The organism is Bosea sp. 29B (genome assembly GCF_902506165.1).
GTDB lineage: Bacteria > Pseudomonadota > Alphaproteobacteria > Rhizobiales > Beijerinckiaceae > Allobosea.
Genome location: NZ_LR733817.1, coordinates 2471803 through 2487543, shown reverse-complemented (window position 1 = coordinate 2487543; position 15741 = coordinate 2471803). Strand labels below are relative to the sequence as shown.

The 15741-nt window shown below is 66.8% G+C and carries 13 protein-coding genes; 9 read left to right on the top strand and 4 right to left on the bottom strand.

Annotated features, from left to right (window positions below; translation table 11 throughout):
• Position 1: 1 nt before the first annotated feature.
• The 9 genes from GV161_RS12160 (at position 2) to GV161_RS12120 (ending at position 11879) form a co-directional block, all read left to right on the top strand.
• Entirely contained in the window at positions 2-2182 is a 2181-nt protein-coding gene (locus tag GV161_RS12160) for a hypothetical protein (protein WP_152016022.1), read from the top strand.
• Complete coding sequence (locus GV161_RS12155) at positions 2179-3489, top strand: glycosyltransferase family 4 protein (RefSeq protein ID WP_152016023.1); 1311 nt, start codon at positions 2179-2181, stop codon at positions 3487-3489. The genes GV161_RS12160 and GV161_RS12155 overlap by 4 nt, the downstream gene beginning before the upstream one ends.
• A gap of 32 nt (positions 3490-3521) precedes the next feature.
• Positions 3522-4727, top strand: a complete 1206-nt coding sequence (locus GV161_RS12150; protein WP_152016024.1) for a polysaccharide pyruvyl transferase family protein — start codon at positions 3522-3524, stop codon at positions 4725-4727.
• The gene (locus GV161_RS12145; protein ID WP_152016025.1) at positions 4724-5926 is read left to right on the top strand and encodes a hypothetical protein; all 1203 of its coding nucleotides are present in this window, start codon (positions 4724-4726) and stop codon (positions 5924-5926) included. The genes GV161_RS12150 and GV161_RS12145 overlap by 4 nt, the downstream gene beginning before the upstream one ends.
• Positions 5923-7383 (top strand): polysaccharide pyruvyl transferase family protein, encoded by a 1461-nt coding sequence (locus GV161_RS12140; protein ID WP_152016026.1) that lies wholly within the window; start codon positions 5923-5925, stop codon positions 7381-7383. The genes GV161_RS12145 and GV161_RS12140 overlap by 4 nt, the downstream gene beginning before the upstream one ends.
• A 143-nt stretch (positions 7384-7526) precedes the next feature.
• Positions 7527-8561 carry a GSCFA domain-containing protein gene (locus tag GV161_RS12135; RefSeq protein WP_152016027.1) on the top strand — a complete coding sequence of 345 codons (1035 nt, stop codon included), beginning with the start codon at positions 7527-7529 and terminating at the stop codon, positions 8559-8561.
• Between the two features lie 121 nt (positions 8562-8682).
• Positions 8683-8964 (top strand): hypothetical protein, encoded by a 282-nt coding sequence (locus tag GV161_RS12130; protein ID WP_152016028.1) that lies wholly within the window; start codon positions 8683-8685, stop codon positions 8962-8964.
• A 71-nt stretch (positions 8965-9035) separates the two neighbouring features.
• A complete protein-coding gene (locus GV161_RS12125; RefSeq protein WP_201303014.1) occupies positions 9036-11195 on the top strand; it encodes a protein-disulfide reductase DsbD domain-containing protein in 2160 nt (719 codons plus the stop codon).
• 45 nt (positions 11196-11240) lie between these two features.
• Positions 11241-11879: a thioredoxin family protein gene (locus GV161_RS12120; protein WP_152016029.1), complete on the top strand. Its 639-nt coding sequence runs from the start codon at positions 11241-11243 to the stop codon at positions 11877-11879.
• Positions 11880-12004: 125 nt separating this feature from the next.
• On the opposite strand, the gene GV161_RS12115 is transcribed toward GV161_RS12120, so the two are convergent.
• The 4 genes from GV161_RS12115 to ugpA all read right to left on the bottom strand — a co-directional run bounded on the left by GV161_RS12115 (position 12005) and on the right by ugpA (position 15719).
• Positions 12005-13084, bottom strand: a complete 1080-nt coding sequence (locus GV161_RS12115) for a sn-glycerol-3-phosphate import ATP-binding protein UgpC (protein WP_152016030.1) — start codon at positions 13082-13084, stop codon at positions 12005-12007.
• Between the two features lie 7 nt (positions 13085-13091).
• Positions 13092-13940, bottom strand: a complete 849-nt coding sequence (gene ugpE / locus GV161_RS12110) for a sn-glycerol-3-phosphate ABC transporter permease UgpE (protein ID WP_152016031.1) — start codon at positions 13938-13940, stop codon at positions 13092-13094.
• Entirely contained in the window at positions 13940-14698 is a 759-nt protein-coding gene (locus tag GV161_RS12105) for a creatininase family protein (RefSeq protein WP_152016032.1), read from the bottom strand. The genes ugpE and GV161_RS12105 overlap by 1 nt, the downstream gene beginning before the upstream one ends.
• 139 nt (positions 14699-14837) lie before the next feature.
• Positions 14838-15719 (bottom strand): sn-glycerol-3-phosphate ABC transporter permease UgpA, encoded by an 882-nt coding sequence (gene ugpA, locus GV161_RS12100; protein WP_152016033.1) that lies wholly within the window; start codon positions 15717-15719, stop codon positions 14838-14840.
• Positions 15720-15741 lie beyond the last annotated feature (22 nt).

The following is a 15741-nucleotide window of genomic DNA, read 5'->3' as shown; positions in this document are numbered from 1 at the left end:
GATGAACGAGGTCATCATCCCCGAGCGGACCATGATCAGCCCGGCGCCGACCGTGGCCTGGACCCCGCTCGGCGAGAACGCGATCCTGGTGATGAGCGCCTGCGATGCGCTGCCCGGCAAGGTGCCGGTCGCGGTCGACGGCAATCCGCGCAACCGGGTCGAGACGATGGCGCTGACCTGGCGCCGGCCGCAGGCCGATGCCGCACACGCCACCGGTTTCCTCTGCCTCGCCCCGGCCCCGTCGCCGGACCGTGCCGGCTCCGGCGCGATCCTGCTCGGCCGGCCCGGCCGGCCCTTGCGCCTGATCCTGGCTCCGAAGCCGATGCCGTTGCAGGCCTTCCTCGCGGCGCTCGCCGACGAGGCCGGCCAGGCCTTTCCGACCGTGGTCGACGGGCTCCTCGAAGTGCTGCTCGCCGGCAAGTCGAACCCGCGCCGCCTGCGCGCCGTCGGCATGCTGCTGCAATCGGTCGCCAAGCCCGGCGGCTTCGTCGAAGTGATGGGCCCGCTCGAAGAGGGCATCTTCCTGCAGGGCTGGACCGCGAACTTCGCGGCCGGCCGGACCAAACTGCTGATCGCGCATGGCGGGCTGTCACCGGCCGTGCTGGAGGCAGGAACCTTCGAGCGTGACGACCTCGGCGAGGGCGCCTGCGGTTTCTTCGGCCTACTGGAGGAGTGCGCGATCCGCCATCCCAGCGAGATCGAGCGACTGTTCTTCCGCGCCAATGACGGCTGGCGGGCGCTCGAAGTCTACGATCGCCACGTCCTGCTCGAGCAGATCACGGTGCCCGGCCATCTGCGCGACGGGCTGCAGCGCGGTACCGCGCCCCCGGCGACGACCGAGAAGCTGAAGCAGGCCTCACAGCGCTTCGACGGGCGCGACACCATCTCCTTCCTTGAACAGCCGGTGCGCGCCGGCATCGACGATGCCACCATCGTCGAGGGCACCGGCGTGCTGATCATCGGCTGGCTGTTCGATCCCGAACGCCTGACCGGCAACGTCACGCTGCGCAGCGGCACGCAGTCCTGCGCCATCGACAAGAGCTGGACGCGAGCGGTACGGCCGGACGTCACCGCCGCCTTCGCCGAGGATCCGCGCTTCGGCCCGGCCATGGCGAGCCGGCGCAACAGCCACGGCTTCATCGTCTTCGCGCCAAAACTGCTGCCGGAGCCCGGCCAGCAGCTCTATCTCGAATTCGAGGTCGAGGGTCACGGCCCGGCCTTCCTGCCGCTGGCGCCGGGACGCAACCCGGCGCGGCGCGCGCTGGAGCGGGTCTTCGGCTTGCTCGATCCGCGGTCCTCCACTGCAACCGCCGTGGTCGAGAAGCAGATCGCGCCCGCTTTGCAGGCCGCCGAGATCCAGCCGCCCAAGGCGATCGAGACGCATGATATCGGCCGCTTCAATGCCGATGCGGCACTCGGCCTGGTGATCGGTCTCGACCAGCGCCAGCGCGAGCTTTCCAGCCTGTTCGCCTTGCTCGCGATCGACCCCGAGGTCAGGCCGCTGCCGATCGTCGTCGCCGCCCCCGGCGAGAGCTTCGACCGGCTCGGCGCCGAGGCGCGCCGGCTGGCCAAGTTCTACGGGCTCCAGGTCCGGCTCGTCCTGGTCGAGGGCGTCGAGGACAGCTGCGACGCGCTGGAGGCGGGCGTGCGCGCCTGCCGCTTCCAGACGGTGGCGTTGCTCTCCGGCGCGGCCCAGATCCGCATGCCGGGCTGGCTCGGACGGCTGGAGCGCGCCTATCGCGGCCGCGGCGGCCAGTGCGTGGCGAGCCCGACCCTGCTGTTCGAGGACAATTCGATCCGTTGGGCCGGCGCCTGGCTCGAAGGCGAAGGCGCCAACCGGCGCGTCTACAACCGCTTCGTCGGCTATCCCCTGGATGCGATCGGCAGCCTCGGCCCGATGGAGGTCGCCGCCGGTGCGACCGAATGCTGCGTGATGTCGCGCAACGCCTTCCTCGAGGCAGACGGCTTCTCGCGCAGCTACTTCACGCCCAGTGAGAAGGGCCTCGATCTCTGCCTGAAGCTCCGGATGAACGGGGTTCCGTCGCTCTGGGTGCCGGAGGTCGAGATCTATGTCGTCGAGGACGCCGAGACCCGCCCGCATGTCGGCGCGCTGATCAATCTCGCCGACCGCACCAGTTTCGACCGGCGCTGGGCGCTGGCCATTTCCAACATGAGAGGATGAGCATGCGTATCCTCGTCGTCTCGCACGGCCACCCTTCCTTCTCGCTCGGCGGCGCCGAAGTCGCCTCCTACAACCTGCACAAGGGCTTCCAGGCCAATAGCGAGGTGGACACCCACTATCTCGCCAGGGTCGGCGCGCCGACACCGCGCCATGCCGGCACGGCGCTGATGAGCCTGCGCCAACGCGGCGGCGAACTGCTCTACTATGCCGAGGAATACGACCACTTCCTGCTGTCGAACCGCGCCACCGACGAGATCGAGCGCGACTTCGTCCGCGTCTTGCGCGACCTGAAGCCCGATGTGGTGCATTTCCACCATTTCATCGGCCTCGGCCTCGAATGCATCTTCGCAGTGCGCGACACGCTGCCGGATGCGCTGATCGTGGTGACCTTCCACGAATATCTCTCGATCTGCCACCATCACGGCCAGATGGTGAAGACCGGCGCCTTCAAGCTCTGCTACCGGTCTTCGCCGAGCGACTGCAACGCCTGCTTCCCGGACATCTCGCCGTCGCGCTTCCTGGCGCGCGAGACCTTCATTAAGGGCATCCTCAACCTCGCCGACCATTTCATCTCGCCGAGCCGGTTCCTGGCCGAGCGCTACCAGCAATGGGGCCTGTCGGCCGAGCGCTTCTCGGTGATCGAGAACGGCATCGACGTCGCCGAGGTCGCGCCGCCGCGGCCGGGACCTGAAGCCAACGGCCGGCGCTCGCGCTTTGCCTATTTCGGCCAGCTCACACCCTATAAGGGCGCCGACGTGCTGATCGACGCCGTCACCCGCATCCCGGAACAGGTCTGGGGCGAAGACAGCGTGCTGCTCGTCTATGGCGGCAATCTCGACCGGCAGCCCGAGGCCTACAAGAAGAAGTTCACCGACCTGGTCGAGGCGGCCGGGCGGCGCGTGCGCTTCTGCGGCCCCTTCCAGAACCACGAGATGCCGAACCTGATGCGTTCGGTCGACTGGGTGGTGATGCCCTCGGTCTGGTGGGAGAACTCGCCGATCGTGATCCAGGAGGCCTTCTTCCACGGCCGCCCGATCCTCTCCAGCAATCTCGGCGGCATGGCCGAGAAGATCACCGACGAGGTCGACGGTTTGCACTTCCGCTCCGGCAGCCCGGAGGACCTCGTCGATTGCATGACCCGGGCGCTGAGCGAGCCCGGGCTATGGGAGCGCCTGCGCGCAGGCATCAAGAAGCCGCTCAGCCATGTCGACTGCGCCGAACAGCATCTGGCGCTCTACCAGCGCCTGATCGCCGAGCGGGGCGTGACGACCCCGGCCAATCGCGCCGCCGCGCCGATGATCGCGTGAGCTGCGCGGACACAAGAAGGGAGAACGCAACCATGGCCCGCATCCTCGTGATCAGCCCATCGGGCGAAGTCTACGACCACGACAATGTCCGCTGGTACCGCCATGCCGACCTTCAGAGCCACATCAACCACTACCATAATATCGGCGACGCCTTCGTCTTCGATTCCTCGCTGAAGCTGCTCAACTTCGAGAAGCTCGAGGAATTGCCGATCACCAGCATCGATCCCGCCCAGATCGACCGGTTCAATGCCGAGTTCGACTATGTCTTCCTGCGCGGCTCGAACTATGTCCACGCCGGCATGAACTGGAGCCGCACCGCCGAGGTGCTGCGCCGGCTGAAGCTGCCCGTGCTCGCCTTCGGCATCGGCGCTCAGGCCCCGGTCAGCGGCAAGCTCGAGCTCAGCGAGGACAGCAAGACCGTTCTCAAGCTGATCTCGGATTCGACCACCTCGGTCGGCGTACGCGGCACCTACTCGGCCGAGGTGATGCACGAGCTCGGCATCAAGAATGCCCGGATCATCGGCTGCCCGACCGCCTTCCGCAACAACCGGCCGGACCTCGCCATCCGCCTGCCGGCGCTCGACTCGGTGAAGCAGGTCGGAGTCACGCTGCGCCGCGAGGTCTCCAAGCATTACGCCAAGGACATCAAGCGCTACCTGACCTTCCATCGCGACCTGGTGAAGGCGATGGCGGACCGCTTCGAGGTCACGCTGATGTCCCAGGGCGAGGTCGAGGAGAAGAAGCTCGCTCTCGGTACGCCAGAGCAGAAGCAGGAGGGCATGGCGGCCCTGCGCGAGAATGGCTGGGCGACCCAATGGTATCTCGATGAGCAGATGGAAGCGCTCTACCGCGACCGGATGTTCTATTCGGATGTCGTCGCCGGCTACGAGCAGCTCGTCCGCAAGCTCGATCTCGTCCTCGGCTACCGGCTGCACGGCAATCTGATGGCGCTCGCCAACGGCACGCCCTCGATCTACTTCACCTATGACAGCCGCACCGTCGAGTTCGCCGAGACCTTCCAGATCCCGAGCGTCGACGTCTTCGGCGACAAGCCGTTCAGGCTGGAAGAGTACTGGGACCAGGCGCGCTTCGATCGCTTCAACGCAGCCTATGCCCGGACCTATGGCGCGATGAGCGCCTTCCTCAGCGAGAACAAGGTCGACCACAAGATGGCAGGGCTCGCTGCGGCCGCCCCATCCGCGCCGCCGGCTCCCGAGCCGGAAAGGAAGGTGGCATGAGGAGCCTTCGCAGCGCCTTCGTCTGGCTGCCAGCGGTATTGCTGGCAGCCGCCGCTCCCGTTGCCGGTCTCGCTCAGCAGGCACCCGCCCCAAAGGGGCCGGGTTACCGGCTCGAGATCGCACCCGACGCGAAGGAGGAGACGGTCGTCTCCTGGGCACGCGAGCGCTGCGAGGAATGGGACCTGCCGGATGCGCCCTTGCGCGCCTTCCGCGACAACAAGGGCGAGGTCGTCGCCTTCGCCAGCCATTACCGCAGCCGGCCGTTGATCGGCGGCAATCTCGGCGCGATCCGCAAGAGCTGCGCCGTCTCCTTCGAGGCGAAGAGCAGCGCCGACCCCAGCCAGTTCAGCGACAAGAGCTGGATAGCGGCGACCTGGACCGGTGATGGCCGCAATGTCGAGGCGCTCGTGCACGCCGAGTACCATGCCGACAAGCATCCCGGCGCCTGCCGCTTCAAGGATGCGATGAGCTGCTGGTACAATGTCGTCACCGCCGCCCATTCCGCTGATGGCGGCCTGAGCTTCAAGACCGACGAACCGCGCCCGCTGGTGGCTGCGCCGGGCTTTCCCCAGGAGGTCGGCCAGGGCCGCCACCGCGGCTTCTTCAACCCCTCGAACATCGTCCAGAAGGACGGCGCCTGGTACGCGCTGATCATGACGACCGGGGGCGAGGGCCAGAAGAACGGCGTCTGCCTGTTCCGCTCGACCAACATCAAGGACCCGACCTCCTGGCGCGCCTTCGATGGGCAGGACTTCACCATCCGCGCCGTCGATCCCTATCGCGACGATCTCAGCCAGGCGCGGCCGTGCCAGACGCTCAAGCCGCTGCCGACCACCGTAGGATCCCTGACCCGGCACGAGCCGAGCGGGAAATGGCTCGCGCTCCTGCATCTCGGCCCCGACCCGAGCCAGAACATCGCCGGCGGGCGGGTCGCCTATAGCTGGTCCGACGACCTGATCCGCTGGTCGCCGCTGCAGACGCTGATGGTGCAGCCGACGATGTGGAGCAAGAACTGCAGCGACCGGCTGCGCTACGGCTATGGCGCCCTCGCCGACCCCGCTTCGCGCTCGCGCAATTTCGAGACGACCGGCGACGAGGCCTACCTCTTCATGACCAGGATGAAGGTCGCCGACTGCAAGCTCGGTCCTGACCGGGATCTGGTCCGCCTCAAGGTTCAGTTCGTCAAGGAGGGGCCATGAACGCGCCCGTGCTCAATCTCGGCTCCGTCGTCTCGGCCGAGAACGCCATCAAGATCCTGCGCACCACCACCGGCGAGGTCGTCGTCGCGATCGGGCGCCGGCCCGACCGGAGCTGGCCGGCGCTCAAGCTGATGCTCGACGGGCAGGACTACGCCACCATCCATCCCGGCGCGATCGTCACCGGTGACGCCGATGTCGCGGAATTGACGATCCCGCTGCCAAGTATGCCCAATGGGCGCCCCCACTCGGTCGCGATCGCCGACGCAGCCACAGGCACGCTCGCCCCGGGCTCGAATCTGCGTCCGATCGCGACCGAGACCAAATTGCGCGCGCTGGTGATCTATCCGGCCGGCGAGGTCCATGAGCACGACAAGGTGCGCTGGTACCGCGCGCCGATGGAGAAGCTGCTCAGCGACTATTTCAACATCGGCGACATGATCGTCTACGATTCGACGCTGAAGCTCCTGCGCTATGCGCATCTGGAGCCGATGAAGATCATGTCGCCGACCGAAGCCGACATCGAGCGCTATGCCAGCGAATTCGACTTCGTCTTCGTGCGCGGCTCGAACTTCATCCACGAGAACATGGAGTGGTTCCGCGCCGTCGAGGTGCTGGAGCGGGTGAAGCTGCCGGTCTACGCCATCGGCGTCGGTGCGCAGGCGAGCCAGAACCGCAGGATCGAGCTGCCCGAGCCTTCGAAGCGCTTCTGGTCGATCGTCGCCGAGCGCTGCGCCTCGATCGGCGTCCGCGGCGCCTTCAGCGCCGAGACCCTGCGCCAGAACGGCATTCGCAATGTCGAGGTCGTCGGCTGCCCCTCGATCTTCCGGACCCGCAATCGTGACCTCAAGATCCGCATCCCCGACCAGCGCGAGATCCGCAAGGTCGCCTTCAGCCTGCGGCGCGAAGCCGACAAGAGCTACACCGCCGACCCCGAGGCCTATCTGCGCAATCAGAAGGCCGCCCTCCTCAAGGTCGACGCCCAGAGCGAGATGGTGATGTCCTCGCATGGCGAGCAGGAGGAGAAGGCGTTCTTCCTGCGCGATGGCGCCGCGAAGGAGAAGGCCGTCGCCGAGTTCGTTCGGACCAAGTGGTGGGACGGCCCGGACGATGCGCCGATGCGGCGCATCTACGAGAAGCAGCTGTTCTCCTTCTTCGACGTCGAGCGCTATGACGAGTTCGCAAGGTCGATCGACCTCGCCGTCGGCTATCGCGTCCACGGCGTGCTGCCGGCCGTCGCGCATGGCGTGCCCGGCGTGCTCGTCGCCTATGACACGCGCAGCCAGGAACTGGCCGAGACCCTGAAGATCCCGGTCGTGTCTGAGGCTGCACTGGCCGAAGGCGGCTGGCGCGCCGTCTACCAGGAGGCGGCGCTGAACAATCTCGCAAAGAGCTATGCCGCGTCCTACGACCGGATGCGCGGCTTCCTCGACCGCAACGGCATTCCCCACCGCATGTGAACAGACCCGGCGCGGCGAAGACCGCGCCGGTTGGAGGAAACGCCCGGAGGTCACCGGGCCATCTGCAAACGCCCGGTGCTTACGAGACTTCCTGAAGTCCGCAGCGTCGAGCCGAGAGGTTTGCACGAACCAGGAGACGATCGATGAAGATCGAATACGATGCCGGCACGGCCCTTTCCATCATGCGCGGCAATCCCGTGCGTGGCTGGACCTCGGGCAAGCCCGAGAAGATGGCCAAGGAGCGGCTGACGACGGGCAACTACCTCGCCGTCCAGCACAAGCCGAAATTCAAGATCGACCCGGCCTGGCCGATCTTCACCATGGGCTCGTGCTTCGCGCGCGAGGTCGAGAACATCCTGATGATGCGCGGCCTGCCGCTGCTGCTGCGCGGCCACGGCGTGCCGGCCGAGCATTTCGAGAGTTGGGACGAGGAGACGGGCCGCGGCGGCGGCGCCGATCGCGGCCAGCTCAGCCGCGGCGCGCTCAACAAGTACTCGGTCCGCTCGATGACGCATGAGCTCAAGCGCGTGCTGCGCGGCGAGGACTACCCCAATGACGGGCTGATCGAGCTTGCGCCCGGGCAATGGTTCGATCCGCATGCCAGCGGACTCAAGCTGCTCGACCGCGAGACCGCCTTCGCCAACCGCAAGCGCCTCACCGAGGCGACGGCGACGATCAAGCAGGCGCGCATCTGCTTCTTCACGCTCGGCCTGACCGAGACGTGGCTGGATGCCGAGACCGGGATCGCGATGAATGCCCATCCCGGGCCGAGCTGGCTGCAGCGTATGCCGGAGCGCTTCCGTTTCGTCGACTACGGCTACGATGCGACGCTGGCCGACATGCTCGACATCATCGGTTTGATCCGCGAGCACTGCAATCCGGAGATGCGCTTCGTCGTCACCGTATCGCCGGTGCCGTTCGGTGCAACCTTCAAGGATGCCGACGTGATCGTCGCCAACAGCGCCTCGAAATCGCTGCTGCGCGCCGTCGCCGAGGAGCTGTTCCGGCGCTTCGACTATATCGACTACTTCCCGAGCTACGAGATCGTGCTCAACTCGCCGCGGGCGATCGCCTTCGAGGACGACCAGCTCCACATCGCCCGCGAGATGGTCGCGCATGTGATGACGACCTTCCAGGGCGCCTATCTGCCGCCGGTCGAGCAGCCGCAGGCAGCCTGATCACAAGCCGGTCGCCCTGACCGGCTTGTCATGCCAAGATGCGCCGGGCGCCGATGAACGGCCCCCGGCGCAGGCTTGTCCGGTGGCCGTCCGACCGCCCGATCAGAATCGGGAGGACGAGATGAACGTCGCCAATCTTCAGCTCGAAGGCATGCTGCTGGCCTTCACCGCCGTGTTGCGCTCGCTGGTGACGTCCGGCGCCCTGAGCGAAGCCGAGCTCAAGGCCGCACTGGCTCAGGCCGAGCAGACCGGACTCGGCGACCGGCAACGCTGCGACCAGCTCAGCCCGAGCCAGCGCGACTCGCTCGCCTTCGCCGCCCGCTTCCTGTCGATCGCAACGCGGGCGGACAGCGGCATGCGCCCCTTCTCGGAGGTCGCGCGCGAGGTCGGGCGCACCACCTGACCCTGCGACCTCGCGCCGCCCTCACCCGCTTGTCATTGGCTTTTCGCGGCAGAAGCGGGCATCTGATTGGCATGATCGCGACGAGCCTCCCGCGCCGGACCGTATTCCGGCTGTTGCAGCGCGCCACCATGGCGCTCGCTTTGCTCGCGCCTGCACCTGTGCTCGCCGCCGAATCCGCCGCCGTGACCTCGCAGCGCGTCACCGCCACCTTGCTGTCGAGCCGCGATGCCGTCGCACCGGGCGAGCGTTTCCAGGTCGCCCTCACCCAGAAGCTCGCTCCGGGCTGGCACAGCTATTGGCAGAATCCCGGCGATTCAGGCGAAGCGACGAAGATCGACTGGACGTTGCCGGAGGGCGTGAGCGCCGGCGCGATCCAATGGCCGGCGCCGAAGGCGATCCGGGTCGAGCCTCTCGTCAATTTCGGCTTCGAGGACCATGTCCTGCTGCCGGTCGAGATCTCGGTCCCGGCGAACGCCAAGCCGGGCGAGAGGCTGACGCTCTCGGCCAAGGCGACCTGGCTGGTCTGCGAGAAGATCTGCATTCCCGAAGAAGGCGCCTTCACCCTCGATTTGCCCATCGCGGCCGCCGGCATTGTCGACACTGCTGCCGAGACCCGGATCGATGAGGCGCGCGCCGCCCTGCCGAAGCCAGCCGGCTTCACCAGCAAGCTGACGGCGAAGGGCGATGACAAGCTTGCGCTCGCTTTGCCCGGCCTCCCGGCCGGCGCCAGCGATGTCCGCTTCTTCCCGATCCTTGATACGCTGATCGAGCATGCGGCCGAGCAGCCGCTCGCGAACGGCGCACTCACCCTCACCCGCTCGACCGCCTTCAAGGTGGGCACACCGACGACCGATGGCGTGGTCACCTTCGAGGAGGGCGGCGCCAGGCGGGCCATCACGCTGAGTGCCGAGGTCGCGCCGGCCCTGTTGCAGGCTGCGGCGGCACCGGCGCAGGCACCGGCGAAGGTGGTTCTGCCGCCGCCTCCGGCCGAGGACCTGACGCTCCTTCTGGCGCTGGCCTTCGCCTTTGCCGGCGGCCTGATCCTCAACCTGATGCCCTGCGTTTTGCCGGTGCTGTTCATCAAGGCGCTCGGCTTCGCGCAGCTGGCACAGGCGAGCCGCGGCGAGGTCCGCCAGCAGGGCCTGCTCTTCCTTGCCGGCGTGCTCGCGACCTTCTTCGCGCTGGCCTCGGCCGTGATCGCGCTCGGCGCTGGCTGGGGCTTCCAATTGCAATCGCCACCGCTCGTCATCCTGCTCGCCGTGCTGATGACGCTGATCGGCTTCAACCTGATCGGCGCCTTCGAGATCGGCGGCAAGCTGCAGGGTGTCGGCGACGGGCTCGCCAGCCGCAGCGGGCCGGTCGGCGCCTTCATGACCGGTGCGCTCGCGGTGGTGGTGGCGACGCCCTGCACCGCCCCGTTCATGGGCGCGGCGATGGGCTATGCGCTGACGCAGCCACCAGCCGCGGCGATCGCGATCTTCATGGCGCTGGCGCTCGGCTTCGCCGCGCCCGTCGTCGCGCTCTCCTTCGCCCCCGGCCTGCTGCGCCTGCTGCCCAAGCCCGGCCGCTGGATGCTCATCCTGAAGCAGGCCTTCGCCTTCCCGATGTTCGCGACCGCGATCTGGCTGGTCTGGGTCGCGACCATGCAGGCCGGTGCCGATGGCGCCCTCGCCGCGCTCGTCGCGATCCTCGTCGCCGGTTTTGCACTCTGGCTGATCGGCGTGACGCGTGGCAGCGGCCGTGCCTTACGCACCGTCGCGGCTGCGGTGGCCATTCTGCTCGTCGGTGCAGCCTCGGCCTTCGTGCTCGAAAGCGCGACGCCCTCGGCTCAGCCGACAGCCCAGGCTGGTACCGATGCCCCCGGAGTGTGGTCGCCGGCGCGGGTCGCGGAATTGCAGGCGCAGGGCAAGCCGGTCTTCGTCAACTTCACCGCGGCCTGGTGCATTACCTGCCTCGCCAATGACCGGGTGGCGCTGTCGCGGCAGGAGGTGAAGGACGCCTTCGCCAAGCTTGGCGTCGCCTATCTCAAGGCCGACTGGACCAATCGCGACGCGGTGATCGCCGCGACGCTGGCCGAGTACGGCCGTGCCGGCGTGCCGCTCTACCTGTTTTATCCCGGCACCAAAGGCGCGCAGGCGGAGGTGCTGCCGCAATTGCTGACGCCCGAGACGGTGGTGAGCGCTGCACAGCGCGCTGCCGGCCGCGAGGTGAAGACGGCTACCGCACGATAACATCGCCCACGCCAACGCATCTGCCACCAACCTATGGAGACAGACATGACAGACGTGACCAGACAGAATTTCATCGCCGGCCTTGCCGCAATCGCGCTGGGCCTCGGCTCAAGCGTCGCCTTCGCCCAGAGCGCGGCGAAGCCCGGCGCCAAGGCGCCCGATTTCTCGGTCGTCGATGTCGACGGCAAGCTGCAGAAGCTCTCCGACTATGCCGGCAAGACGGTGATCCTGGAATGGACCAACCACGACTGCCCCTATGTCCGGAAGCACTATAACAGCGCGACCATGCAGACCCTGCAGAAGGACATGGCCAAGGACGGCATCGTCTGGCTCTCGGTGATCTCCTCGCCCGCCGGCGAGCAGGGCCATGTCGACGCGGCCAAGGCCAAGGAACTGAGCAAGACACGCGACGCCGCCCCGGCCTCGATCCTGCTCGACCCGAAGAGCCAGCTGGCCCGGGCCTATGGCGCCCAGACGACGCCGCACATGTACATCATCGATCCCAAGGGCACGCTCGCCTATGCCGGCGCGATCGACGACAAGCCTTCGTCGAGCGCCTCCAGCCTCACCGGCGCCAAGAGCTATGTCCGCCGGGCGGTGGCAGAGCTCGAGGCCGGCAAGGCGGTCTCGGAGCCCGCGACCAAGGCCTATGGCTGCGTGGTGAAGTACGCGCCGGTGAGTTGAACGAAGTACGCGTCATTCTCGGGCGAAGCGAAGCGTAGACCCGAGAATCTCTGGACGAGAGGGCGCCAGCCGGCACCCCATCCTGGCTGAGATGCTCGGGTCAAGCCCGAGCATGACGCTTGATCTCAAGCCCGCCCCAGCCTGACGCCGCTCTCGGCGTCGAAGACGTGGACCTTGTCGGGATCGACCGAGATCCAGAGCCGCCCGGGCTGCGCCGTGACCTCGCCGGTCGCCGCCTGCATGACGAAGGGCTTGCCCGCAAGCTGGCCGTGGAAGAGCTGGGTCGCACCGAGTTCCTCGATGAACTCGACATCGAAGGGCAGCGAGCCGGCGGCGCCTTCCGAGGCGATCTCGATGTCCTCGGGCCGCAGGCCCACCTCAACCGCAGTGCCTACGGCTAAGTCCTCGCGCAGATCGCGCGCCTGCAGCAGGGCATCGCCGAGCGCGATGATGCCGTGCCCGTCGACCTTCGCCGGCAGCAGGTTCATCGGCGGCGAGCCGATGAAGGTGGCGACGAAGCGGCTCGCCGGCTTGCGATAGACCTCGGCCGGCACGCCGATCTGCTCGACCTGGCCGCCATTCATCACCACCAGCTTGTCGGAGAGCGTCATCGCCTCGACCTGGTCGTGGGTGACGTAGATCGCGGTGACGCCGAGGGCGCGCTGCAGCTTCTTGATCTCGACGCGCATCTGCACGCGGAGCTTGGCGTCCAGATTGGAGAGCGGCTCGTCGAAGAGGAAGACCTGCGGCTTGCGGACGATCGCGCGGCCCATGGCAACGCGCTGGCGCTGGCCGCCGGAGAGCTGGCGCGGCCGGCGCTGCAGGAAGGGCTCGATCGCGAGGATGCGGGCGGCCTCGGCGACGCGCTTCTCGATCTCGTCCTTGGGCGTGCCGCGATTGCGCAGGCCATAGGCCATGTTGTCGTAGACGCTCATATGCGGATAGAGCGCGTAGTTCTGGAAGACCATGGCGATGTCGCGATCGGCCGGCTCGACCTGATTGACGACGCGGCTGCCGATCGCGACCTCGCCGGCCGAGATCGTCTCGAGCCCGGCGACCATGCGCAGCAAGGTCGACTTGCCGCAGCCGGAGGGGCCGACGAGGACGCAGAAGCCGCCATCAGGGATGTCGAAGGAGACGCCCTTCACCGCCTCGACGCCGCCGGCATAGATCTTCTTGACGTTGTTGAGCGTGACCTGAGCCATTGGCGGGCTACTTCTCTGTCTCGACGAGGCCCTTCACGAAGAGCCTCTGCATGGCGATGACGACGAGGACCGGGGGCAGCATGGCGAGCATGGCGGTGGCCATGGCGAGCTGCCATTCGGTCAGGGCGTCGGAGGTGGTGATCATCTTGCGGATGCCGATCACGATGGTCTGCATCGAGTCCTTGGTCGTGATCAGCAGCGGCCAGAGATACTGGTTCCAGCCATAGATGAACTGGATGACGAACAGCGCCGCGATCGTCGTCAGCGAGAGCGGCAGCACCGTATCCTTGAAGAACTTGAACGGGCCGGCGCCGTCGATCTTCGACGCCTCGAGCAATTCGTCCGGGATGGTCATGAAGAACTGCCGGAACAGCAGCGTGCCGGTGGCCGAAGCGATCAGCGGCACGGCCAGGCCCTGATAGCTGTCGAGCATGCCGAGATCGGAAACGACCTTGAAGGTCGGGAAGATGCGGACCTCGACCGGGAGCATCAGCGTGACGAAGATGATCCAGAACGCCGCCATCCGGAACGGGAAGCGGTAATAGACGATGGCGTAGGCCGAGAGCACCGAGATGAAGATCTTGCCCAGCGCGATCGTCATCGCCATGATGAACGAGTTCAGCATCATGCTCGCCACCGGCTCGCGGGTGGAGCCCGAAGTGCCGACGAACAGGATGCGGTAGTAGTTGTCGAAGAAGTGCGGCCCCGGATAGAGCGGCAACTGTCCGTTAATGATGGTAGCGTTGTCCCAGGTCGAGGCGACGAAGGTCAGCCAGACCGGAAAGGCGCAGATCAGCACCCCGATCGTCAGGATGATATAGGCGATCGCATCGCCCAGGCGGCGGTCCTCGACCATCAGCCCTGCCCTCCGCGCTCACTTAGAAGCTTCGCCAACGCATCTGCCGAAGCGTCGAGGAAGGCCTTGCCCTTTTCCGGCGTGGCCTTGCGGGCATCGCCGATCACACCAGTCCCGGTCATCTCGCGGAAAGGTCGATACTGGCCGACGGTCGGGCGGGTCAGCGCGGTCAGGTCAGCACCCAGCATGCCGAACGCTTCCGGGAGCCGGTCGTGTCTCACCGTCTCCGGCGCCAGCACCATCATCATCGAGGTCTCGACCTCGCAGGCATGGAGCACGCTGACCTGATCGTCCATGAAGGGCGCCATCGCCTCCTGCGCCAGCAGGAAATAGGTGGTGGCCCGGATCTGGAGCGAGGTCTCGCGGGCGAAATCCGGCAGGAAGGCGGCGAGCGCGGCGATGTTGCCGCCATGGCCGTTGACGATGACGACGCGGTGGAAGCCGTGGCGCTCCAGGCTCTTCAGCAGCGCGAGCAGCACGGCGCGATAGGTCGGAATGTCGAAGGTGAAGGTGCCGCCGAAGGCCATGTGATGCTCGGCCATGCCGCACCAGAGCGTCGGAGCGACGACGACTTCGACATCGCCGGCACGCTCTGCCGCGAGCTTGCAGACGCCGCTGCACAGGATGGTGTCGACGCCAACCGGCAGATGCGGGCCGTGCTGCTCCATCGAGGCGACCGGCAGCACGACGACGGCATCCCTGGCCGCCTTCTCGCGCAACTCCTCGGCGGTGAGCTCCTGCCAGAGTACGGACGCCATCAGAACGCGCCTCCGCCCGTCCAACCGTCATGCTCGCCCTTGTGGCGAGCATCCACGTCTTGAGCACCGCCTTGCCCGAAGGAAGACGTGGATGGTCGGGACAAGCCCGACCATGACGGAAAGGTGAGCACCGCGCCCATCAGTAGTTCACCTTCCGCTCGATGAAGCGGAACTGGAAGGCGGTCATGCCGATGACCATGATCAGCAGGATCACCGATTGCGCCGCCGAGCCGCCGAGATTGGTGCCGCCTTTGCCGTCGGAATAGACCTTGTAGACCAGCGTCTCGGTTGCACCCGACGGACCGCCGCCGCTGATGGTGTCGATGATGCCGAAGGTGTCGAAGAAGACGTAGACGAGGTTGACGACGAGCAGGAAGAAGGTAGTCGGCGAGAGCAATGGGAAGACGATGGTCCAGAAGCGCCGCATCGGCCGGGCACCGTCGATCACCGCTGCCTCGATCACGCTCTTCGGGATCGACTGCAGGCCGGCGAGGAAGAACAGGAAGTTGTAGGAGATCTGCTTCCAGGTCGCGGCCAGGATGACCAGCGTCATCGCATCATTGCCGTTGAGGCGCGGATTCCAGGCGACGCCAAGGTTCTGCAGCCCCCGCGCCAACATGCCGAGCGAGGGATCGAACATGAAGATCCAGAGCACGCCGGCGATGGCCGGCGCGACGGCATAGGGCCAGATCAGCAGCGTCTTGTAGATCTCGGCGCCGCGGATCTGCCGGTCCGCCATCACCGCGAAGAGCAGCGCCAGCGAGAGCGAGAGCAGCGCGACGAAGACCGAGAAGATGCCGGTGTTGATCAGTGCCTTGTAGTATTCGGGCTTGGCGAACAGGTCGCGATAGTTCTCGAACCAGACGAACTCGGTCGAGATGCCGAAGGCGTCCTGCAGCAGAAAGCTCTGCCAGACGGCCTGGCTCGCCGGCCAGTAGAAGAAGACGACCGTGATCGCGAGCTGCGGCAGGAGCAGCAGCAGCGGGATCGTCAGCCCCTTGAAGTGAGCATATTTCTGCATCGGCCAGCCTGGCGGCAAGGAA